We start from the raw sequence: 20,995 nt of genomic DNA on the forward strand, positions 1-20,995 counted from the left end.
CTGCTCGCTCGCAACCATCACCTCGAGCTCGGAGCCGAACTCGATCTCCAACTTAGGCCCGCTGCTGGATCTCCTCGCGCAGCAGCCGACTGACGAGGTCGCCGTCGGCCTTCCCGCGAAGCGCGCCCATGCACTCGCCCATCAGGCCAGAAAAGGCCTGCATCCCTTCCTCCTCGACCTGGTCTTCGTTTCGCTCGACGACCTCGACGATAGCCTCGCGGACCTCGCTCTCGTCCGCGCCGCCGAGCCCTTCCGCCTCGGCGGCCTCCTCGGCCGTGCGATCGGGCTCCTCGGCGAGCGCCGCGAGCAGGTCACCCACACCCTCGTTGGGGAGGTCGCCGTCGTCGGCCATCTCGAGCACCGCCTCGAGGTGCTCGTCGGTCAGGTTCTCGACGGGGACGTCGTCCCGTCGCAGTTCAGTGAGCGTCGACTCGAGAGTCGAGGCCGCGAGCGTCGGGTCGATCCCCGCTGCGGTGACGTCCTCGAACAGCGGCATCCGGCGGCCGTAGGCGACCTGCTCGGCCAGTCCCTCGCCGAGGTCGAACTCGTCCTGGTAGCGCTCGACCTTCTCGGTCAGGAGTTCGGGCTCGGGCACCTCGCTCGGATCCGGCTCGACGGGCGGAACGTCGGTTTCGGGATACATCCGCGCCGCGCCGGGCAGCGGCCGCAGGTAGCGGGTCGTCCCGTCGTCGTTCGCACCGCGGGTCTCCTCGGGGACGCCCTCGAGTGCCGTCCGGGCGCGCTCGGCGACCGCCTCGATCGCCGACTCGGCAGTGTCGGTGTCGTCGGCGACGATGGCGACGGCGTCCTCGGGGTCCGCGCCGACGGCCTCGCGAAGGGCCGCGACCTCCTCGTCGGTGACGCCGTAGGCGGGCAGCTCGTCGGTGTGGAAGATCCCGCCCGCGCCGTGGCGCTTCGCGTGGTCCGAGAACTCGGTACCGAGACGGCGGTCAGGAGCGATTTCGCGACCCACGAGGCCATCGAACCCCTCGAGGAGAACGGCCATCACGGACCCGCCGGAGCTCAGGGCGCCGCCGATGACGCCGCTGTCGGTATCCTCGAAGAGGTCGCTCGCATCCTGGATCGCGCCTACGGACGCCTCCCGCTCCGCGAGTTCGTCGCGGATCTCGACGAGCTCGACCTGGCGGGCGACCTCGTTGCGGACGATGTCGTCGATGTCGTCGAGACTCTGGACGCCCTTGATCTCGACGCGGGCGCCCTCGGCGATGGAGACGTTGACGTCCTGGCGGATCGTCCCCAGGCCGCGCTTTACCTTCCCCGTCGAGCGGAGCAACATCCCGATCCGCTCGGCGGCCTCGAGAGCCTGCTCCGGTGACGAGATGTCCGGGCTGGTACCGATCTCGACCAGCGGAATCCCGAGCCGATCCAGGCTGTACCGGACGCCGTCGTCGGTTTCCGCGACGCGCTGGGCGCTCTCCTCCTCGAGCAGCAGATCTTCGATGCCCACCGTGCCCGCACTCGTCTCGATCTCGCCGCCGGTGGCGATCAGCGTCGAGCGCTGGAACCCCGACGTGTTCGAGCCGTCGACGACCAGCTTTCGCATGACGTGGGCCTGATCGACCGGGTTCATCTCCATCAGCTGGGCCACCTCGAGGGTCGTCTCGAGGGCCTCCCGGTCGAGTTCGTGGGGCGGCTCGTCGTCCTCCTCGACGAGGCAGGTCGAGTCGTACGCGAGGTACTCGAACTCGCGGTCGACCTTGCTCTCCTCCAAGGCGGCGTCGTCGATCTCGCCCAGCTCGCTGCGGGTGGGGTGGAGATAGCGGGTGAACCGCCGCGTCGATTCCTCGGGCTCGCGCAGTTCGGTCGGACACTGGCAGAACAGCTTCGTCGCCGTGTCGAGTTGCTGGTGGATCTCCAGCCCGGCGACGAGTCCGAGCTCGTCGTAGTCGTACTCGGTCATTGACGGCCACTCTGGGGCGCGAGGGTAAAAAACCGTTCAGTCCGGCCCGCGGACGCGAGCGCTTCGTCCCGCCAACCCCGTCGGCCCGTTCGTCCTCGCGAACTCAGTCGTCGTCGGCCTCGAGCTCCGTCCTCGACGGTTCCGGACGGGCTGCCGCCTCGGCGACCGCCTCGAGGACGTCCGTCGGCGGAGCGACGACACCTCGCTGCCGACAGCGCTCGTACAGTTCCCGCGCCCGCCCGCCCGCGTGATTCCGCTCGGTGAACGGCCGGTCCTCAAGGACGGCGAGCGAGTCCATCTCGGCGAGTTCCTCGAGTAACAGCTGGTTTCCGGCGCCGACCTCGAGATCCGCGGCGACCGTCACGTCGGCGTCCTCGATCGCTCCGCGGGCCACCTCCCGATCGGCGTCCGAGAGCGGGGTGAACGGCTCGACCGAGATCGTCTCGAACCCCTGTCCGCGGGCGAGTTCAGCAGCGGCGTCGCCGCTCGCGACCGGGCCGACCGTACACGTACAGTCGGCCGCGGCGAGTTCGGCGACGACGCTCGCGGCGGTCGAGCCACCGCCGACGACGTGGACCCGATCGGGAACGGTCGCCTCGGCGTCGGTCGATCGCAGCGCGCTCACTGTCGGCGTCCTCGTCACCGGACTCTCGGTCACGACGGCGTTCGCGTCGAACGCCGCGGCGAGGACGCTCCGGTTCAGCACCGACTCCGGAGGCCCCGACTCGAGAACCGACCCCTCCGAGAGGACGACGAGTCGATCGCAGTACCGCGCGGCCAGGTTCAGGTCGTGGATCGCGGCGACGGCGGTGCGGCCCTCCGCGACGAACTCGCGAACGAGCTCGAGGGTTTCGATCTGATGGTTGACGTCGAGGCTCGCCGTCGGCTCGTCGAGCAGGAGAATGGGGGTTTGCTGGGCGATCGCCCGCGCGAGGACGACCCGCTGGCGCTCACCGCCGCTGACCTCGTCGATCGGTCGGTCGGCGAACTTCGCCGTGCGAGTGCGCTCGAGGGCGCGATCGACCGCTGCCCGATCGGCCTCACCGGGCGGCGAAAAGCGCGAGCGGTGGGGGTACCGGCCCATCTCCACGATGGTCCGGACGTCGAACGAAAAGGAGAGGTCGGTGTTCTGCGGGACGACCGCAACCAGTCGGCTCGCGGCCTTCGAGGACCGCTCGTGCAACGGCGCGCCGTCGACGTCGACGGCCCCTCGGTCGGGCTCGAGCGAGCCGCTCATCGCTCGAAGCAGCGTCGTCTTTCCCGCGCCGTTCGGGCCGACGAGACCGACGAGCTCGCCGGGTTCGATCGTGATGGAGACGTCCTTGAGGACGGTCGTCTCGCCGAACGAAACCGCGACGTCCTCGACGTCGATCTGCGCCCCATCTCTCGCCGTCGGCAACGCATCACCGTCGGTCACAGCGCGTGCACCTCCCGGCTGGTCAGCAGGTAGAGAAAGAAGGGTGCACCGACGGTCGCGGTGACGATCCCGACGGGGACGATCGGCAGCCCGAAGGCACCTACCCGGGCGACGGTGTCGGCGATCACGAGAAAGGAGGCACCCGCGAGCGCGCTGGTCGGCAGCAGGATCCGGTGGTCGGGGCCGACGATCAGGCGCATCATGTGGGGGACGACGAGGCCGACGAAACCGATGATGCCGGCGACGGCGACGCCCGCGGCGGTGACGAGACTCGCCAGCGCGAGCAGGAGGAGCTTGGTCCGCTCGACGCTCACGCCGAGGCTCTGGGCGTCCTCCTCGCCGAGCAGGAGGACGTTCATCTCGCGGGTGTAGGCGCCGAGCACGAGCACGCCGACGAGCGTGACGGGTAACGCGAAGCCGACGTCGCCCCAGGTGCTGCGGTGGAGGTGGCCCATCATCCAGATGACGGCCTCCCGGAGGTTCTCGCCGCTGTGGACGATCATAAACGAGATCACCGCGCCGAGAAACGCCTGGATCGCGACGCCCGCGAGCAGCAATGTCGCGACCGGGGTCCGCCCGCCCTCGGTCGCGATGGCGTAGACGAGGAAAGCGGTGACCAGAGCGCCGACGAACGCGGGCAGGTGGACGCTCCCGATCGGCACCAGCGCCGGAAACGCGATGGCGGCGACGGCGCCGACCGCGGCGCCCGAGGAGACGCCGATGATCGACGGATCCGCGAGCGGGTTTCTGAAAAAGCCCTGCATGACCGTCCCCGCGGCTGCCAGTGCGAAGCCGACCGTCGCGGCCAGTAGGATCCGTGGCAGGCGGACGTCCGCAACGATCGTCCGGTGGGTCGCCGGTACCTCGTGGGCGCCGACGCCGACGAGGCTGAGGATCACTCGCGAGACGGTCAGCGGGTCGATCCGAACCGGGCCGAGTGCCGCGCTCGCGATAACGACGCCGACCAGCAACGTCGAGAGCGCGACCGACCACGCGACGATACGGTTCGGAGCGGACACGGCTGCAAACTCGCTTGCAGTAGACAAATATTTGTTGGAGTGTCTCGCAGTGTCGGTCGATGCGAAATTCAGTGATCGTTTTCGTTGCGGTGTTGACGGCGCTGGCCGCGTTTACTCCCGCTGTCGCGGCGGGAGGGGGGATGGCCGACGTCGCACAGGAGGAACCGACCTGCGAGTTTCCGTTCGAGGGGGAGGACGCAACCGGTGAGACGGTAACCGTCGATGAGGAGCCCGACTCGGTCGTCGCCTTACAGCCCAGTGACGCGCAGGTAATGCACGAGATCGGGGCCGAAGACAAGCTCTCGGGGATGCCCGTCGGCGAGTACACCGACTACCTCGGGGCCGACGAGGAGCTCGACATCACCGAGGACGACGGCGTCACGCCCGTCACCGAGGAGGTAATCGACCGCGATCCCGACGTCGTCCTCGCCGCGAACGCCCTCGAGGGCGACGACGTGGTCGACCAGCTCCGGGACGCCGGACTCGACGTCTACGTCTTCCCGACCGAGGAATCGCTCGACGGCGTTGCCGAGAACGTCCGCCTGACCGGCGAGATCGTCGGCGAGTGCGACGGCGCCGAGGACGCCCTCGAGGAGTTCGAGGAACGCCTTGAGACCATCGAGGCGACCGTCGAGGACGAAGAGCACCCGCTCGCGTACTACGAGATGGGCGACGGCTTCACCGCCGGTGAAGGCACCTTCCAGGACGAGATCATCACCACCGCCGGCGTCGAGAACCTCGGCGCGGAGGCCGGCATCGAGGGCTGGGCCGAGATCAGCGACGAGGTCGTCGTTGAGGAGGATCCCGAGTGGATTATCTACGGCGAATCCTGGGGTGACGAGCCGCCCGTCAGCGAGGCCGTGATGGGAACGACCGCCTTCCAGGACGAACAGTTCGTCGCGGTCAACGACCAGTTCATGAGCCAGCCCGGTCCGCTCGTCGTCGAGGCGATCGAGGAGATCGTCGCCGAGGTCCACCCCGAGGCGTACGCCGAAGCGACCGACGAGGCCGAGGACGACGCCGCGGACGAGACCGACGATGCAGACGACGAGGCGGACACTGACGACGCGGACGCCGACGACGCGGTCGACGAACCCGCGGACGACGCAGCCGAGGACGACGACTCGATCCCCGGCTTCGGCGTTCCCGCGGTCGTCGCCGCGCTGGTTGCCGTCCTGGCCGTTCTCGCTCGCCGTCGGTAGTATCGACTCGCATACCGCCGACCGACCATCCGCGCTCGAGTCGGTTCCTCGAGCGCGGACCCGACACTTTTGAAAAGTGTTTACCCGGAGGCCGCTCGAGTCGGAGGTATGGTCGAGAACGTCATCTGGCCCGCCTATCTCGATGCCGACCTCTCCCGGGCCGAGGGACGACGCGTCGCCGAGGAGCTGGCCGTCGAGGAGCCGACGGTCGACGAGATCGCAAAGGCCGTCCAGCAGATCGGCTACGACGCCACGATCGAACGCGAGAAATCCTATTCCCGGGAGCACTGGGCCGATCGCGGCCGAGTCGTCGTCCGAGGGTCCGACGACTCGAAGAACGACCTCGTCCAGGCCGTCGCGGCGTACGTCGTCGCGATGCGGGACTGATGCGCCGAGTCGGAGAGGTCGTCCGTACCGCCCAGGGGCTCGCAATCTTGCGGGCGAACCCGGACGCCGACGACGATCGGCTCCGCGAGGAGATCGGAACCATGGTGCTCGACGACTCGCTGGAGTCGGTCGGACGGGTCGTCGACGTCTTCGGCCCCGTCGACGGTCCCTACCTGGCGGTGACGCCGGACGACGACGTCCACCTCCCGACGCTGGTCGGGTCGGCGCTGTACGCGCGCTGACCGGCGGCGAGGGCTCGAGGGGGTAACGAAAAGCACCAAGAGGAGCGGGTGCGAACGCCGCGGCATGGACCACCGGACCCGGGTGCTCGCGGCCGTCGGCGCGACCGTGGCGCTGTTTCTGGCCGTGCAACTCGGCGCGCTGGCGCTGATCGAGCCGTTCCACGACGCCGACCGCCAGGCCGTCGAGGATCCGGAGAACCCGACCAACAGCCTGGTCTACTTCGCGGTGATCCTCGTCGCAACCGGATTCATGCTCGCGACGTTCCGGTACGACCTCGAGTGGGTCATCAGGGCGCTGGTCATCGGCGTGAGCGTCTTCCTCGCCTGGTTCGTGCTCACCGAACTCGTTCCGCCAGTGGTTACGGCGGGGCCGGTCAACGTCGTCGCCGTCGGCGCAGCCCTAGGTGTCGGCGCCGCACTCCTGCTGTACCCGGAGTGGTACGTCATCGACCTCACCGGCGTCCTGATGGGCGCCGGCGCCGCGGCGCTGTTCGGGATCAGCTTCGGTCTCCTGCCCGCGATCCTGTTGCTCTCGGCGCTTGCGATCTACGACGCCATCAGCGTCTACCGGACCGAACATATGCTTGACCTCGCGGAGGGCGTGATGGATCTCAAGATTCCGGTCGTGCTGGTCGTTCCGACGACGCTGTCGTACTCGTACCTCGCCGACGGCTCCGAGGCGTCGCTCGAGGACGATCGAGAGGGCGGCGAGCCGGGTCCCGACGAGCGCGACTCGAGTCGGGCCAAGGAAGGCTCGGCCGACGGGACGCCGACCGCCGAAAGCGAACCCGACTCACCAACGTCACCGGAAGCCGACTCCGACGCCGAGAAGCCGGGCGACGCCGGCCGCGACGCCCTGTTCATCGGGTTGGGTGACGCCATCATCCCGACGATTCTGGTCGCCAGCGCGGCGTACTTCCTCGAGGCGGGCGCCCTCGACGTGCCCGGAATCGCGCTGAACGTGCCCGCGCTGGGGGCAATTCTCGGGACACTTGCTGGACTGCTCGTGCTCATGGGAATGGTTCTGAAGGGGCGACCTCACGCCGGGCTCCCCCTGCTCAACGGCGGCGCGATCGGGGGGTACCTGCTGGGGGCGCTCGCGAGTGGCGTCTCGATCGCGACCGCGCTCGGCCTCTAATCGGAGAGCGGCTCTTCCTCCTCGCGGCTCTCGACGATCTCCGCGTCGACGTCGTCGTCGTGCTCGAGCCCCTGGACCATCGCGTCGATCCGATCGCGCTCGGAGTCGATCGGGAAGTCCTCGAGATCGGGGTAGACGCCGACGATCACGAGATAGTCGTCGTCGTGTTCGAGCTGGGCGATATCGAGCAGGATGTCGATCCCGTGTTCGCCGTGTAACACCGCCTCGCCCTCGAAGGTCTCGAGCGTGATCGTCTCCTCGAGCGCGCTCACCGACCGCTCCCCGACGGACTCCTCAATCCGCAGCTCCTCGTACTGGGTCTGGATCTCCTGAACGAGCTCCTCGTTTTCCATCTCGCCGACGGGATTGAACTCCTCGCCGGCGACGCTGACCTGCGGCGTCGAGATGACGGCGAACACGCCGGCCTCGATCTCGCCGCCGAAGATGTCGAGCGGGAGGTCGATCGTCCGGGTGTACTCGGAGCCGTAGCTGGTCACCTCGATCTCCTGGCCGGCGACCGATTCGGTGGAGACGATCTCCTCAGTTCCCTGGTACTCGTAGCCGGTGTCGTCGGTCGCGCTCTCGGCGACGACCGCCGGCGTGGCCGAAAACGTCGTCGCGTCCTCGAGGAAGTCGTCGAGACAGCCGGCCGACACAGTGACTCCCCCGACCGCGGCCGCGGCGACGAACTGTCGTCGGTTCATCTAGCCTGAAAGAACCGCTTGCCGGCCATAAGTGGCGCGGCCGACTCGAGGCGTCCGTTTCGTGATCAGCAGTTTGGCCGAAGAGTTTCGACAACCCCCCGACTAGTGACGGATCTACCTCCCGACATGAGTAGTATGGACCGTCCGGCGTTGTGTCTAGTGCGTATGGACCGTCCGGCCTCGAGTCTGCAGGCCCGGCTAATCACCGTCGGGTGGGACTGAAAGGGGCAGGGGCTTTCGGGTGATACTGACGAGTAGCAAGTTCTACTCACACGAACACACGGGATTGCCACGTCCTCCCCAGCCGATTCGCTCACTCGCTGCGCTCGCTCGCTCATCCCTCGCACAATGTTATCGACCGCCCTCGCTCGCGCTCAGGCGGTCGACAGCGCGCGCCTCCGCAAAAAGAGTAGGACGGGCCGAAGTACTACGTCGTTCGTCTGTACGTAACGCGAGTTTCACAGCCACACGGATCGATCAGCGGGTCGCTTTTTGTTCGTCAATCTACAAGCTCCGAAGTCATGTGGGACCATCGGGGAGTTTCGATATAACAGGATGAGGTTTACACGACGCAGGGCGGACGGTCCAAGGACGACCGCCGATCGCACCGCTCGAGAAATTCGCCGAACGAGGCGCGTGAAACCGATCCGGTCCGAGCAGAAGTCGGCGACAGCTACTCGCCGGAAGGGAGCCGGTAGCTCGCCCCGTCGTCGGTGTCCTGAACCTCGACGCCGAGCCCCTCGAGCTCGTCGCGGAGCTCGTCGGCCCGCTCGTAGTTCCCCGCCTCGCGCTCGTGCTCGCGCACGTCGAGCACGAGTTCGACGACGTCGCCCGCGAGCTCCGCGCTGCCGTCGGTTTCGCCGGTAAAGGAGAGTCCGAGGACGTCGCCGAGTTCCTCGAGGGTCTCGACGGCCTGTCGCAGTCCGCGGTAGTCGGCCCGCTCACCCTCGCGTCCCTCGAGGTGGCGGTTGATCGCCGCTGCGATCTCGAGCAGCGCCGACTGGGCCTCGCGGGTGTTGAAGTCGTCGTTCATCGCCTCCCTAAAGGCCTCGCGGGCCTCGGCGACTGCCTCGCGGAGTTCGCCGTCCTCGGCTTTGGTGCCTGCGTCCGGAGAGTCGATCGCCGCGGTCGCCGCCTCGTGGGCACGCTCGAGTCGGTCCCACCGTTCCTCTGCCTCGGCGATCGTCTCGTCGGAGTACAGCTGCTGGCTGTTGTAGGAACCCGCGGTGAGGAACGTGCGGACGACGTTCGTCCCCCAGCGGTCGACGGCCTCGTCGACGGTGACGAAGTTGCCCAGACTCGAGGACATCTTCTCCTCGTCCATCTGGAACAGCTCGCAGTGGAGCCAGTAGTTCGCGAACTGTTGGTCGGTCGCCGCCTCAGACTGGGCGATCTCGTTTTCGTGGTGGGGAAAGACCAGATCGCGACCGCCGACGTGGATGTCGAGGGTGTCACCGAGGTGGGTCGTGCTCATCGCCGAGCACTCGATGTGCCAGCCGGGGCGGCCCTCGCCCCACGGCGACTCCCAGGTCAGCGCAGTCTCGCAGGCCTCCTCGGCGGGCGCGGCCCCCTCGTGGCGGTGTTCCTCGATCGCGTCGCTGTCGACGCCGTCAGCCTTCCAGAGCGCGAAGTCCGCGGGGTTTCGCTTCTCGGAGCGCTCGTCGGGATCGCCCTGAGACTCGATCTCCTCGAGCTCCTGATTCGAGAGCTTGCCGTACTCCTCGAAGCTAGTGACGTCAAAGTAGACCGAGCCGTTCGCCTCGTAGGCGTACCCCTTCTCCAGCAAGGTCTCGACGAGGGCGACGATCTCGGGGACGTGCTCGGAGACGCGGGGGTAGACCTCCGCCCGCAGGAGGTTCAGCGAGCGCATGTCCGCGAGGGTACGTTCGATGTAGGTTTCGGCGACCTCGCTTTCGTCGTCGCCGAGGTCGTCCTCGCCGACGCGAGCGACGATCTTCTCGTTGACGTCGGTGAAGTTCTCGACGTGGCGGACGCCGTAGCCGAGCTGTTCGAGCCAGCGGTGCATGACGTCGACGTGGACCCACGAGCGGGCGTGGCCCAGGTGGGGCGGGTCAGAAACCGTCAGGCCGCAGTAGTAGAGCAGAACGTCGTCGGGATCCTGCGGCTCGAACGGCTCCGTCTCGCCCGTCAACGTGTTCGTCACGTTCAGGGTCATTACAGGGGTGTATCCGTGGCCTGCAGTTAAAACGTGTCTTTACCTTCGAAGCGCTACTCCCGGACGGGAACGGCCTCAAGGGCGCCCTCGACCGTTCGAAGGGCGTCGGCTCCTGCGGCCCCTTCCACGACGAGCATCATCGCTCCCTCCCCGACGCCGGCCGCGATCGGATCGATCCCCTCGATCTCGAGCCGTCTCAGCGTCGTCCCGAGCGCGGTCGCGTCGACGTCGCCCGTCGCGACGATCGCCGTCAGGTCGCCGCTGTCGGACCTGAACGACGTCCCGCCGATCGCGAACAGCGCCGTCTCGGGCTGAGAGCCGTCGATCGAGGCCGGCGTGATTCCCCGCTCCATTCGAACCCGGACCTCCCGGGCGTCGGTCTCGTAGGCGGGAAGCTCCTCGGCGTAGCGACGGATCGCCGTCGCGACCGCGTCGGTCTCGCCGTCGACGTCGAGATACCGTGCTGCCGCGGTGTAGTTGACGACTCCGGCCCGCAGTGCGTCGACGAGAAACGGGCTCCCGTCGACGGCTCGACGCGTTTCGCTCGCGAGCGACATAGGTGTACAGCTGTGACACACAACCGCGGAGGGATAAGCCTCGTGATCGGCGGCGACCGCGGCGCTTTTGCCGCGAGCGCTCCATCGGTCGAGTATGAAACCCGACGACGTCGAAGCCGTGATCGAGTCCGAACTCGAGGGCGCCGAGGCAGCCGTCACGCACGCACGTGACAAACACGACGACGATCACCTCGCCGCGACGGTCGTCTCGCCGACGTTCGAAGGTGAGTCGCTCGTCGGCCAACACCAGCAGGTGTACGACGCCCTCGAAGACCACATGACGACCGACATCCACGCTCTCGAGCTGTCGACGTACACGCCCGAGGAGTACGACGACCTCGAGTAGCTGGCGTCGGGCGGCCCTGCGACCCGCGCTCCGATCCGTCCCCACCGACGGCCGAACCGCAGGATACTCGTGTTCGCTCGCGAGAACGTTCGTATGGAGTCGCTTCACCCGCGGATCAGGCTGTTGTGGATCGCACAGACGGCGATCCTGGCGGCTGTGCTCGGTGCCGTCCTCGTCGCCGTCGACCGGTGGCTCGTCCCCGTGCCGACGGCCGGACTGGTGGGTATTGTCGCCGTCGCAGCGGTCCTGGGTATCGCCTACGCCGTCCGACTCTACCAGATCTGGCAGTTCGAGCTGCAGGGCGACGCCCTCTATCTCGAGCGTGGCGTCATCACGTTCGTCGAGACCGCCGTCCCGTTCGTTCGGGTTCAACACGTCGACACGCAGTTCGGCCCGATCGAACGAGTCCTCGGGCTCTCGAGCGTCGTCGTCTACACCGCGGGCTCGCGAAACGCCGACGTCCGAATTCCCGGCCTGACGCCGGACCGCGCCCGGAGGCTACAGGATACGCTCCGAGAACTTGCCGTCGAAAGCGAGGCCGACGACGCCGTATGAATCGGCTGCATCCGTTCAGCGCGGCCGTCTACGCGCTCCGGTACGGCCTGCTGTGGCTGTGGGTTCCGTTCTTCCTCGTCACCGCCCTTGCGGGCGCGATAGAGGTCGTCAACATCGCGTGGCTTCCCGTCGCCGCCCTGCTCGGCTTCCTCTCTGGCGCCGCATACGGTATCGTCTACTACTACCGCTTCGAGTACGGGATCACGCCGGACACGTTCGACGTCGCCTCGGGGGTCATCGCGCGTCGCTCCCGCGAGATTCCCTATCGGCGGATCCAGAACGTCGACGTCCGCCAGGGCGTATTGCAGCGCGTCCTTGGGCTTGCGGTCGTCACCGTCGAAACCGCTGGCGGCGGACACAGCGAGGCCGCACTCCAGCTCGTGAGCAAGTCGGAGGCCGATCGCCTCCAGCACCAGATCCGCCGCCGAACCGCCGGCGTCGACGCTGACGACCCTGACCGACCCACCTCCGAGGCATCCGAGGACAGTCGACCGCTCGATCATGAACCGCTCGACAAGCAGTCGTCTCGAGTCGATGGAACCGCCGAGGCGTCGCCAGCTTCCGAGACGCGATCCCGGCGCGAACCGACCGAACCGAGCCGAAAACGGCTGTTCGCCCTCGACTCTCGAGAACTTCTCCTCTACTCGCTGACGACGCTGCGACCGGCTGCCCTCGCCGCCGTTGGGTTCCTGTTTTTCTTCGCGACCGATACGGTTCTCGACTTCCTCGTGACCCTCTCGCAGCCGTTCGGCGGTCCGCAGGACCTCCAGACGGGCGACACACAGAGCTACGGCGTCCTGACAGTCGTCTCGATGGTTAACGGGATCGTCATCACCTACCTCGTCAGCGTTGCCTACACGTTCGCAACGTACTACGACTTCCGACTCGGTCGGGTCGACGAGGACTTCGTCTACGAGCGGGGGCTGCTCCAGCGCTACAGCGGCTCGATCCCGGCAGAGAAGGTGCAGTCGGTCACGATCACCGACAACCCGCTCCAGCGACTGATCGATTACGCCGGGCTATGGGTCGAGACGGCCGGCTACGGCCCCGACAGCAGCGGCGGCAGCCAGTCGGCCGTTCCCATGGCCCGCGCGGCTCACGTCCACCGGTTCGCGGAAAACCTCACGCACGTCGAGACCCCCGCGTTCGCGAGTCCGCCGCCGATCGCCCGCCGTCGCTATCTCGTTCGCTACTCCCTGATCGCCGCCGGCGTCGTCGCCGCCGCTCTCGCGCTCGCGCAGGTAACGCCCCTCGAGCGGTGGTATCTCGCCGCGGTCGTCTTTGTGGCGGTCCCACCTGCGGCCCACCTGCGGTACGTCAACCTTGGCTACTACGTCGGCGAGGACCACCTGGTGATCCGCCGTGGATTCTGGCGCCGCCGGACGACGGTTATTCCGTACTTCCGGATCCAGACTGTCTCCACCCGACGATCGATCTTCCAGCGCCGGCTGGGCATCGCCTCGCTGGTCGTCGACACCGCCAGTTCGCGAACGCTGTTCTGGGATACCCCGACGATCTACGACGTCGACCTCGAGGACGCCCGTGGCGCCCACCGAACCGGCCGGAAGCGTCTGCAGTCGGCCCTGAGAGAGCGGGCTCGCACCGACGACGCCAGCTTTTCGGTGGATTTTACCTGACCCCTCTCGAGGTGTCGGGTATGACACGCGACGACGAGTTCCGTCTCGAGGAGGACAGTCTCGGCGAGATGCAGGTGCCGGCCGACGCCTACTGGGGCGCCCAGACCCAGCGCGCGATCCAGAACTTCCCGATCTCGGGCATCTCGTTCAGCCGCCGGTTCGTTCGCGGGCTCGGCGTCGTGAAGAAGGCCGCCGCGCAGGCCAACCGCGACCTCGGCCTAGTCGAGGACGACGTCGCCGAGGCGATCGTCGAGGCCGCAGACGAAGTCATCGCCGGCGAGCACGACGACCAGTTCCCGGTCGACGTCTTCCAGACCGGCTCCGGGACCTCCTCGAACATGAACGCCAACGAGGTCATCGCGAACCGCGCCGCCGAAATCATGGGCGCCGAGATCGGGGACCGCGTCGTCCACCCCAACGACCACGTCAACTACGGGCAGTCGAGCAACGACGTGATCCCGACCGCGATGCACGTCGCCTCCCTCGAAGCCGTCGAGAAGGACGTTATCCCGGCGCTGGATACGCTCCGGGAGTCCCTCGAGCGCAAAGAGGAGGAGTTCGACGACGTCGTCAAGACGGGACGGACCCACCTCCAGGACGCGACGCCGGTGACGCTCGGCCAGGAGTTCGGCGGCTACCGCACCCAGGTCGAGAAGGGACTCGACCGCGTCGACAAGGTTCGGAACCACCTCGCAGAGCTCGCGCTGGGCGGCACCGCTACCGGGACGGGGCTGAACACCCACGAGGAGTTCCCCGGTCGCGCAGCGGAGTACATCACGAAAGAGACCGGCGTCCAGTTCCGCGAGGCCGACAACCACTTCGAGGCCCAGGCCGCCCACGACGCCATGTCCGAAGCTCACGGCGCCCTCCGGGTCGTCGCGGGCTCGCTGAACAAGATCGCCAACGATCTTCGGCTACTGGCCTCCGGTCCGCGAAACGGCCTCGGTGAGATCGAACAGCCCGAGAACCAGCCCGGCTCCTCGATCATGCCCGGCAAGATCAACCCCGTCGTCGCCGAGGCGGTCAACCAGGTCCACAAGCAGGTCGTCGGCAACGACGCCGCCGTCTCCGCCGGCGCCGCGGAGGGCCAGATCGACCTCAACCTCTACAAACCCGTCCTCGCCCACAACTTCCTCGAGTCCGCGGAGCTGCTCGCGAACTCGAGTCAGATCTTCGCCGAGCGGTTCGTCGACCCGCTCGAGGCCAATCGCGAACACTGCGAGGAGCGCGTCGAACAGTCGATGGCGATGGCCACCTCGCTGAACGTCCACATCGGCTACGACAAGGCCAGCGAGGTCGCCAAAACGGCGCTCAAGGAGGACAAGACGGTCCGCGAGGTCGTCCTCGAGAAGGGCTACCTCGACGAGGAGGAAGCTGACGAGGTGCTCGACCCCGAGAAGATGACTCAGCGCGGTATCCTGGGCCGCGAGGAGTGAGTCCGGCGTTTCGAACGAACGTCTCGTAGCTCACCGCGGACCGACTCGAGTATCGGCCCATCCATCACAATCCTGTCATAGCGTGACAGGGGTCGACTGCTCGAGGGTGCGTTCTCGGGAACGTCTCGCGAAACGAAGCACACGGACTCGAGTACTATCGACTACTGTTCGTTCTTTCTTGTCTGTCGGTCGAACCCAAACCGACCGAATGAGGCCGAATCAAGCGCGATCCGGGCGCAAGAAAAGAACCCAAGCAGTTTTTACGGATGCTCGCGTCAGACGAAATATGCACACCTGTCGTAACTGCAACCAGTCGTTCCAGACCGAACTCGCCCTCGAACTCCACCGGGATACCTGCGAGAAAGCCCAACTGTTCTGTCAGGTATGCGGCGACCGCTTCCGCGAGCGAGACGCGACCGAGGACGGGTGGCACTACGAGTGCCCCGCCGAGGGCTGCGACGGAGAGGGGCTTCGAGAGGACCTCTATCAGGTCGACGACGTCCGAACGGCGACACACTGACCACTCCGCCCGGTTTTCGGCTCTCTGTCGACTCGACGTGCTCTCCACTCCTCGCTCCCGTTCGATCTCGAGATCCGACTTTTTATTCGCGCCCCCTCCCTTCGGTTCCTCATGGAGCGACTCAATCCCCGGATCCGCGTCGTCTGGCTGTTCTTGGCGGTGTTCCGGGCCGGAATCGTCGGCGGATTTCTCGTCGGCGCCGCGCTGGTACTCTCGGAGACAGGGTTGTGGGCGAACTCGCCGGACCTGCTCGTTCCGGGTGCGATCGGTCTCGCGGTCACCCTCGGACTCGTCCGCGTCGCCGTCGCCTGGCGGCGCTACGCCGTCTGGCGCTTCGAGGTGCAGGACGACGGCCTCTACATCGAGCGAGGGGTCTTCACCCGGATCAAGACCGTCGTCCCCTACGTTCGCGTCCAGCACGTCGACTCGAGGCGGTCGCCGATCGAGCGAACGACCGGGCTGGCGACCGTCGTCGTCTACACGGCGGGCTCGCGAAGCGCCGACGTCGCGATCCCCGGTCTGACGCCAGAGCGAGCCGAGCAGCTCCGTGAGGACCTGCGCCGGCTCGCGATCGAGAGCGAGGGAGAGGACGCCGTATGAAGAAGCTTCACCCGCTCTCGATCGCGGTCAGATCGATCTCGCGCAGCGTCAACGTCGGGCTCCTCTTTTTTATCGCCGGCGTCTTCGCCTCCCCCGGCGGTGCCGGGGGGACGCTCGTCTCCGTCGGTGGGATGGTGTTGCTCGGAATCGTCGTCGCGGTCGTCTACGAGGTCGCCTACTACGAGCGGTTCCGGTACGAACTCACGGCGGACACGTTTGACGTCGCCTCCGGGGTCCTCGCGAGACGCGACCGGGAGGTACCGCTGCGACGAATCCAGAACGTCGACGTCCGTCAGCCGGTTCTCAGCCGGCTGTTCGGGCTCGCGGCCGTCCACATCGAGACCGCCGGTGGCGGTCAGACGGAGGTTTCCCTGCAGTACGTCGACGAGGAGGAGGCTCGACGACTCAGACGCCAGCTTCGACGCGGCGCGCGAGCCGAAGACGACGAAGACGAGGAGTCGGCGTCCGAGACTCGAGACTCGAGCCCGGACGACGAAGAGGAGCTTCTCTTCGAGATCGAACCCCGGGAGCTGGCGATCCTCAGCGTGTTCACCATCGACCCTGGGGCCAGCCTGCTGGGCGGGATCGCGCTGTCCTTTCTCAGCGGGTTCGATCCAACGACGCTGATCCCGGCAGACCTGGTCGACGGCCTACCCGGCGCCGAGGGCGGGCTCGTCGCCCTCGCGTGGCTCGTCGTCCTGTTCCTGCTCGCAGCCTGGGTCGTCAGCGCCGTCCTCACGTTCAACCGCTACTACGGGTTCCGACTCACTCGCGTCGGCGACGAACTCTACTACGAGCGGGGGCTCGTCCAGCGCTACAGCGGAACGATCCCCCTCGAGAAGGTCCAGACCCTGACGATCACCGAACGCGTGCCGTTCCGGTGGTTCGGCTACGGCGCACTAGCGGTCGAAACCGCCGGCTACGCGCCCGGGCAGGGCTCTCGTGGAACGGAGTCAGCGATCCCGCTTGCGGGCTACGACCGCGTTGTCAGGCTGGCCCGATCGATCGAGCCCTTCGGCGAGGTCGACCTCGAGGCGCCGCCCAAGCGCGCACGGGAACGGTACGGCGTTCGGTACCTGCTGGTCGTCGGTACGTTAGTCGCCGCCGGCTACCTGCTCACGACCGCGACGGCGCTCGAGCGGGGGTACCTCCCTGCTGTCCTGGTCGTCCTCGTCCCCGTTGCGGCCCACCTGAAGTGGCGCAATCGAGGCCACCAGCTCGGTGACCGTTACGTCTTCACCCGAACCGGGTTCTGGAACCGGACGACGAAGGTCGTCCCCTACTACCGCGTCCAGGCGGTGTTACACACCCAGTCGATCTTCCAGCGACGGCGCCGCCTGGCGAGCGTCACGGCCGACACCGCCAGCTCGGCGTCGCTTCTCGGCCGGGCCGCGACCGCCTACGACGTCGACGACGAGAGCGGGCTCGAGATGCAACTCGAGATCGAGGAGCGGTTGCAGGAACGGCTTCGGGCACGAAAGCGAGAGCGGACGGTCGGAGAGTGGTTTGGCGGTCAGAACGAATCGACCGGCCTCGAACCGAATTCCGATACCCCGTCCGACAACTCGGAAGAGTTCGAGCGGTAGGTGGCTCACCGTCCGCGAATCACCGCACCGAAACGTCCGAGTCCGTGACCGAGATATCGGCCGAATTCATGTAGCGGTATAGAATTTATACGGTGGAAGCCGAACAATCGGAGTAGTATCGTACCTATCTGGAACTACCGTGGAACCAGTCCTCTCGATCGAAGAACGAGTCAAAAACACGTCTCGAATCCCCCAGGTTGAGCCGATCGAGAGAGCGGGTCGATCTCACCGCCGATGGGGTCTATAGGTCGATCACTCGTCTTTGGAGCGACGAGACAGGCGTCATCAGCGATAGTCATCGACCGAGCGTGCCCCTCGAGCTCGTGTTCAAGGACCTCACTCGGAGGTTGATGGAGTGGGACACCACTATTGCGGGGAGAAACACCGTTCCTCAGCCACCACCGCCACCGAACGGATACGTCCGTCTCTTTCTCCTCCGGTTCGAACGTCCACCGTTCGCTTTCCGTCCCAGGATCGATTGCGTGTAGACTATTCGACCTGTCCGCCCCGTTCGATTCGACAACCACCAGCGAACCGTCCGAGAAGACGATGGTTCGTTCCCAGTCGGAACGTCGTTTCGTCTCGTCTTCGATATAGGCGTCTCCGGCGGAGTCGCTGGCGTTACCTGGTCCGTTTCACCGGTCGCCGCGTCGAGAGTGATCGACGTTTCATCGAACGCCCGAAAAAACGGGATCAATCCTGGCGACGGCATTACCCCGAACGGCGTCGTTGAAATCGTTCTCGTCCGGCTGAAAAGAGTCGGAGATGTCGACTTTCCACTGCCGCTTGCCTGTCGCCGCCTCAAGCGCGGTGGGTTCGCCGTCCGTACCGGTATCCATCGTAACGACCGCTCCGGTATGGACGGGACTATCTGAGACGGTTTGTGAAGCGATCTCGCCAGCACGCTTCGCCGGTGTGAGCGTCGATAGCGATCGGGTTCGGACGATCTCGGAAGTACGAGCAACCCCGAATCGAGTATCGCTACAATACGTCGGCTAAATGCCTCGCTCGTCCGTCCTTCGCTTCCGCCAGCCGTGGCTAACGCCTTCGAAACCGTTTCTCCGGCTTCCCGATCCAGTCGATAAAAGAGGGAATCACCGTCCACGACGAGCGAAAGTCTCTCTCTCTCCCGAGATAGAGTCCGGTCTCGTCCATCTCCTCCCCAGCATGGAGCGCGTAGGAGGCGGTGGACTCGGCTGCTACCAATGCGACGAAACCGAGCCGTTAACTGTGACCGGTAGTTCGGGATTCTGGATGCCAACACTCTCCACCTTGGATAGCCCAGCCCCAGGCGGATGTTTGGTCGAGACGGTGCGAGTGTTTCCGCCGTCGTAGTTAGAAAGGGGCTAGTTGGTCGGGGAGATATCTAGCAGGGGGAGATCGCAGGTATCGCCATCACGAGTCTCGACCCGTGTTCGTTCTCCGCCGAGTACACCGACTCCATGCAGGATCTACAGACGGTCAGAAGGTTGTGTTTTGTGAGGGATACCGTCGACCAGCCGAGAACACACCGTCCGCACTTGTCAGGGATAAATAAGCCTTCTTCCAGCAATCAGGTCCATAGACTGACCGAGTCAACGCATCTTGGAGGAGGCTGCCCCGTCGAACCCCGCCGCTCTGCTCAGCAACCCCTTCCTGACGGCTACCGATGATGGCGATTCCTCGAGTGCCTACCCGATCGTGTGTAACACACACTCCATGGACGTCCCCCAACTGTGCCATCCGAACTGGCGATACGGGGCCACCGGTTCTTCCACTGGATCTGGTTACCTCGTTTGACTGTTCTCTTCTTCGGAAGAGCGACCGACAGCGGACGTCGCTGCAATACCCATGAAACCCTCGAGGAAGAACGACGACTCTCGCTCGAGGACTTGGACTGTTCTCACTATCTAGTTATCCCAACTCGTGACCCTGCAGTAGGGAGAGATGAGTATATCACCTTGTGGCACTTTCTACAACTATAGACTGAAATCTAGTACTATTTATGCTCCTGAATTCGGTCCAAGAGTGGGTATAAGATCACTTAGATTGAGGCACAGTCAGATTGAAGGGTTCGGAGTCTGATGGGTTGCGTATGGCCGATTCCCAGGATACCTCTCGAACCGCCGTGAAGACCTACGTTCCCGTCTACCAGAAGGAAACGTGGCAAGACCACGCCGACGACCTCGGAATGAGCCAGAGCGAGTTTCTCCGAACGATGGTCCAGGCCGGACGTCAGGGGTTCCAGCGGGAGATCGAGGAACCCGGTTCTCCGGACGCAGACCCCGGGGGTAACGACCTCGAAACACGTCTCCTCGAGTTACTGTCCGCTGACACCTACACGTGGGAGGAACTCCTCGAGGCGGTTAGCGACGATATCGAGTCTCGCCTCGACGACACGCTCGAGGAGCTCCAGGCCGAGAACCGGGTTCGGTACAGCGGACGCCACGGCGGGTACACGATCGTGGGTGACGATGGCGAGTAGCGTCGACGCCCCCGACACGATCGAGGATCCGATCGCGTACTTCCTGGACGACCAGCGCTACCACGGCAAGAGCGAGCGCACCCTCGAGGCCTACCAACGAGTGCTCCGCCAGTTCGAGGCGTTCGCCCGCGAGCGCTTCGACGCCGAGGACGTCTCGTCGGTCGGTCGCCGGGAGTGTATGGCCTGGGTCCACTCGCTTCGCGAACGCTTCGAGCCGAGCACGATCGCGACCTACGCCTCCTATCTCAACCGCTTCTACGAGTACATGAATCGGGTTGGCGCGTTCGAAGAGAATCCGATGGTGCTCGTGATGGAGGAACTGTCCGAGTCGATCGACACGAACCCGACCCGACGGGATATCTCGGTGCCGGAGATGCGCGAGTTCGTCGGCTCGATCGTTCACCCCCTCGAGCACGCGGTCGTCGTCACCCTGCTGAAGACGGGGATGCGGGTGGGCGAGCTCTGTAACCTCGATCTGCGGGACTGTCACCTCGCGGTTCCAGAGCTCGAGCTTGAGTGGACGTCGCGGGTAGAACTCGAGCGACGCCCGGCCTCGCTGTTCGTCGACTCCGAGCCGGCTCGCGGAAAGACGGTAAACGGCGAACAGCGAACGGCCTCGAACAAACGAAAACGGGAGACGGTTATTCCCGTCGACGACGAACTCCGCCGGGTACTGCTCGAGTGGTTGGCGATCCGTCCGGACCCACTGTCGCCAGCAGACCCGCTCTTTCTCGGTACCGGCGACGACTGGGGAGAGCGACTCGAGCCCGCGGACGTGCAGTACGTCGTCGAGAAACACGCCCGGGAACGGGGCTGGTACCGAACGGGCGGCGGGGCGACCGAGAACGTCACACCTCACTACTTCCGGCACTTTTTCACGACCCACCTGCGGGATCGGACGGGTGATCGGGGGATCGTCAAGTACCTCCGCGGGGACGTCGCGAGCGATATCATCGACACCTACACCCACAACTGGGGCGATCAGGTCCGAACAATCTACGAGCGGAATATCTATTCGCTGTACTGAGCGGCCGACGGTCGAATCCGGATCGACGCTCGAGCGAGGGAGTTGGGGGACTGCGGGAGAC

20 protein-coding genes are annotated in these 20,995 nt (G+C 65.9%); 13 read left to right on the forward strand and 7 right to left on the reverse strand.

The features are described 5' to 3' along the window. Positions 1–52: 52 nt before the first annotated feature. From gatE to btuC, 3 genes are all read right to left on the reverse strand, one after another. Complete coding sequence (gene gatE, locus QA600_RS08385) at positions 53–1,921, reverse strand: Glu-tRNA(Gln) amidotransferase subunit GatE (RefSeq protein WP_278291496.1); 1,869 nt, start codon at positions 1,919–1,921, stop codon at positions 53–55. Between the two features lie 103 nt (positions 1,922–2,024). After that, a complete protein-coding gene (locus QA600_RS08390) occupies positions 2,025–3,338 on the reverse strand; it encodes a heme ABC transporter ATP-binding protein (RefSeq protein WP_278291497.1) in 1,314 nt (437 codons plus the stop codon). Then, positions 3,335–4,357: a vitamin B12 ABC transporter permease BtuC gene (btuC, locus tag QA600_RS08395; protein ID WP_278291498.1), complete on the reverse strand. Its 1,023-nt coding sequence runs from the start codon at positions 4,355–4,357 to the stop codon at positions 3,335–3,337. The genes QA600_RS08390 and btuC overlap by 4 nt, the downstream gene beginning before the upstream one ends. Before the next feature lie 59 nt (positions 4,358–4,416). Here btuC and QA600_RS08400 point away from each other — a divergent pair, with 59 nt between their 5' ends. The 4 genes from QA600_RS08400 to QA600_RS08415 all read left to right on the forward strand — a co-directional run bounded on the left by QA600_RS08400 (position 4,417) and on the right by QA600_RS08415 (position 7,326). Beyond that, positions 4,417–5,559, forward strand: coding sequence for a PGF-CTERM-anchored ABC transporter substrate-binding protein (locus QA600_RS08400; protein WP_278291499.1), 1,143 nt, complete (start codon positions 4,417–4,419; stop codon positions 5,557–5,559). A 108-nt stretch (positions 5,560–5,667) separates the two neighbouring features. Next, positions 5,668–5,946, forward strand: coding sequence for a signal recognition particle subunit SRP19 (gene srp19, locus QA600_RS08405; protein WP_005555248.1), 279 nt, complete (start codon positions 5,668–5,670; stop codon positions 5,944–5,946). Further along, positions 5,946–6,188, forward strand: a complete 243-nt coding sequence (locus tag QA600_RS08410; RefSeq protein ID WP_278291500.1) for a Gar1/Naf1 family protein — start codon at positions 5,946–5,948, stop codon at positions 6,186–6,188. Before srp19 ends, QA600_RS08410 begins: the two co-directional genes overlap by 1 nt. A 64-nt stretch (positions 6,189–6,252) precedes the next feature. Beyond that, positions 6,253–7,326 (forward strand): presenilin family intramembrane aspartyl protease PSH, encoded by a 1,074-nt coding sequence (locus tag QA600_RS08415; RefSeq protein ID WP_278291501.1) that lies wholly within the window; start codon positions 6,253–6,255, stop codon positions 7,324–7,326. On the opposite strand, the gene QA600_RS08420 is transcribed toward QA600_RS08415, so the two are convergent. From QA600_RS08420 to QA600_RS08430, 3 genes are all read right to left on the reverse strand, one after another. Beyond that, positions 7,323–8,030, reverse strand: coding sequence for a DUF6517 family protein (locus QA600_RS08420; RefSeq protein WP_278291502.1), 708 nt, complete (start codon positions 8,028–8,030; stop codon positions 7,323–7,325). The two genes, QA600_RS08415 and QA600_RS08420, sit on opposite strands and share 4 nt — an antisense overlap. A gap of 673 nt (positions 8,031–8,703) precedes the next feature. Then, positions 8,704–10,206: a cysteine--tRNA ligase gene (cysS, locus tag QA600_RS08425; protein ID WP_278291503.1), complete on the reverse strand. Its 1,503-nt coding sequence runs from the start codon at positions 10,204–10,206 to the stop codon at positions 8,704–8,706. Between the two features lie 53 nt (positions 10,207–10,259). Next, on the reverse strand, positions 10,260–10,763 hold the full coding sequence (locus QA600_RS08430) for a hypothetical protein (protein ID WP_278291504.1): 504 nt from the start codon (positions 10,761–10,763) through the stop codon (positions 10,260–10,262). Positions 10,764–10,857: 94 nt separating this feature from the next. Between QA600_RS08430 and QA600_RS08435 the strand changes: the two genes are divergently transcribed. The 7 genes from QA600_RS08435 to QA600_RS08465 all read left to right on the forward strand — a co-directional run bounded on the left by QA600_RS08435 (position 10,858) and on the right by QA600_RS08465 (position 17,443). Then, positions 10,858–11,109, forward strand: coding sequence for a BolA family protein (locus QA600_RS08435; protein WP_278291505.1), 252 nt, complete (start codon positions 10,858–10,860; stop codon positions 11,107–11,109). Between the two features lie 93 nt (positions 11,110–11,202). Then, positions 11,203–11,664: a PH domain-containing protein gene (locus tag QA600_RS08440; RefSeq protein ID WP_278291506.1), complete on the forward strand. Its 462-nt coding sequence runs from the start codon at positions 11,203–11,205 to the stop codon at positions 11,662–11,664. Beyond that, on the forward strand, positions 11,661–13,301 hold the full coding sequence (locus QA600_RS08445) for a PH domain-containing protein (RefSeq protein WP_278291507.1): 1,641 nt from the start codon (positions 11,661–11,663) through the stop codon (positions 13,299–13,301). Before QA600_RS08440 ends, QA600_RS08445 begins: the two co-directional genes overlap by 4 nt. A 20-nt stretch (positions 13,302–13,321) precedes the next feature. After that, positions 13,322–14,737, forward strand: coding sequence for a class II fumarate hydratase (locus tag QA600_RS08450; RefSeq protein WP_278291508.1), 1,416 nt, complete (start codon positions 13,322–13,324; stop codon positions 14,735–14,737). 286 nt (positions 14,738–15,023) lie between these two features. Then, positions 15,024–15,257, forward strand: coding sequence for a transcriptional regulator (locus QA600_RS08455; protein WP_278291509.1), 234 nt, complete (start codon positions 15,024–15,026; stop codon positions 15,255–15,257). Between the two features lie 111 nt (positions 15,258–15,368). Beyond that, positions 15,369–15,857, forward strand: a complete 489-nt coding sequence (locus tag QA600_RS08460; protein ID WP_278291510.1) for a PH domain-containing protein — start codon at positions 15,369–15,371, stop codon at positions 15,855–15,857. Continuing rightward, complete coding sequence (locus tag QA600_RS08465) at positions 15,854–17,443, forward strand: PH domain-containing protein (RefSeq protein ID WP_278291511.1); 1,590 nt, start codon at positions 15,854–15,856, stop codon at positions 17,441–17,443. The genes QA600_RS08460 and QA600_RS08465 overlap by 4 nt, the downstream gene beginning before the upstream one ends. Before the next feature lie 668 nt (positions 17,444–18,111). On the opposite strand, the gene QA600_RS08470 is transcribed toward QA600_RS08465, so the two are convergent. Then, the gene (locus QA600_RS08470; RefSeq protein WP_278291512.1) at positions 18,112–18,282 is read right to left on the reverse strand and encodes a hypothetical protein; all 171 of its coding nucleotides are present in this window, start codon (positions 18,280–18,282) and stop codon (positions 18,112–18,114) included. A gap of 1,235 nt (positions 18,283–19,517) precedes the next feature. On the opposite strand from QA600_RS08470, the gene QA600_RS08475 reads away from it, so the two are divergent. Both QA600_RS08475 and QA600_RS08480 read left to right on the forward strand, forming a co-directional pair. Beyond that, a complete protein-coding gene (locus QA600_RS08475; protein ID WP_278291513.1) occupies positions 19,518–19,907 on the forward strand; it encodes a DUF5805 domain-containing protein in 390 nt (129 codons plus the stop codon). Then, a complete protein-coding gene (locus tag QA600_RS08480) occupies positions 19,897–20,934 on the forward strand; it encodes a tyrosine-type recombinase/integrase (RefSeq protein WP_278291514.1) in 1,038 nt (345 codons plus the stop codon). Before QA600_RS08475 ends, QA600_RS08480 begins: the two co-directional genes overlap by 11 nt. The last annotated feature ends 61 nt before the right edge of the window (positions 20,935–20,995 follow it).

It is taken from the genome of Natronococcus sp. A-GB1 (genome assembly GCF_029688845.1).
GTDB lineage: Archaea > Halobacteriota > Halobacteria > Halobacteriales > Natrialbaceae > Natronococcus.

Coding starts and splice junctions, on each gene's coding strand:
- srp19 (WP_005555248.1), top strand. CDS start 5,668: ATGGTCGAGAACGTCATCTGGCCCGCCTATCTCGATGCCGACCTCTCC.
- QA600_RS08420 (WP_278291502.1), bottom strand. CDS start 8,030: ATGAACCGACGACAGTTCGTCGCCGCGGCCGCGGTCGGGGGAGTCACT.
- gatE (WP_278291496.1), bottom strand. CDS start 1,921: ATGACCGAGTACGACTACGACGAGCTCGGACTCGTCGCCGGGCTGGAG.
- QA600_RS08460 (WP_278291510.1), top strand. CDS start 15,369: ATGGAGCGACTCAATCCCCGGATCCGCGTCGTCTGGCTGTTCTTGGCG.
- QA600_RS08415 (WP_278291501.1), top strand. CDS start 6,253: ATGGACCACCGGACCCGGGTGCTCGCGGCCGTCGGCGCGACCGTGGCG.
- QA600_RS08430 (WP_278291504.1), bottom strand. CDS start 10,763: ATGTCGCTCGCGAGCGAAACGCGTCGAGCCGTCGACGGGAGCCCGTTT.
- QA600_RS08455 (WP_278291509.1), top strand. CDS start 15,024: ATGCACACCTGTCGTAACTGCAACCAGTCGTTCCAGACCGAACTCGCC.
- QA600_RS08470 (WP_278291512.1), bottom strand. CDS start 18,282: ATGGATACCGGTACGGACGGCGAACCCACCGCGCTTGAGGCGGCGACA.
- cysS (WP_278291503.1), bottom strand. CDS start 10,206: ATGACCCTGAACGTGACGAACACGTTGACGGGCGAGACGGAGCCGTTC.
- QA600_RS08400 (WP_278291499.1), top strand. CDS start 4,417: ATGCGAAATTCAGTGATCGTTTTCGTTGCGGTGTTGACGGCGCTGGCC.
- QA600_RS08445 (WP_278291507.1), top strand. CDS start 11,661: ATGAATCGGCTGCATCCGTTCAGCGCGGCCGTCTACGCGCTCCGGTAC.
- QA600_RS08475 (WP_278291513.1), top strand. CDS start 19,518: ATGGCCGATTCCCAGGATACCTCTCGAACCGCCGTGAAGACCTACGTT.
- QA600_RS08440 (WP_278291506.1), top strand. CDS start 11,203: ATGGAGTCGCTTCACCCGCGGATCAGGCTGTTGTGGATCGCACAGACG.
- QA600_RS08410 (WP_278291500.1), top strand. CDS start 5,946: ATGCGCCGAGTCGGAGAGGTCGTCCGTACCGCCCAGGGGCTCGCAATC.
- QA600_RS08480 (WP_278291514.1), top strand. CDS start 19,897: ATGGCGAGTAGCGTCGACGCCCCCGACACGATCGAGGATCCGATCGCG.
- QA600_RS08450 (WP_278291508.1), top strand. CDS start 13,322: ATGACACGCGACGACGAGTTCCGTCTCGAGGAGGACAGTCTCGGCGAG.
- QA600_RS08435 (WP_278291505.1), top strand. CDS start 10,858: ATGAAACCCGACGACGTCGAAGCCGTGATCGAGTCCGAACTCGAGGGC.
- QA600_RS08465 (WP_278291511.1), top strand. CDS start 15,854: ATGAAGAAGCTTCACCCGCTCTCGATCGCGGTCAGATCGATCTCGCGC.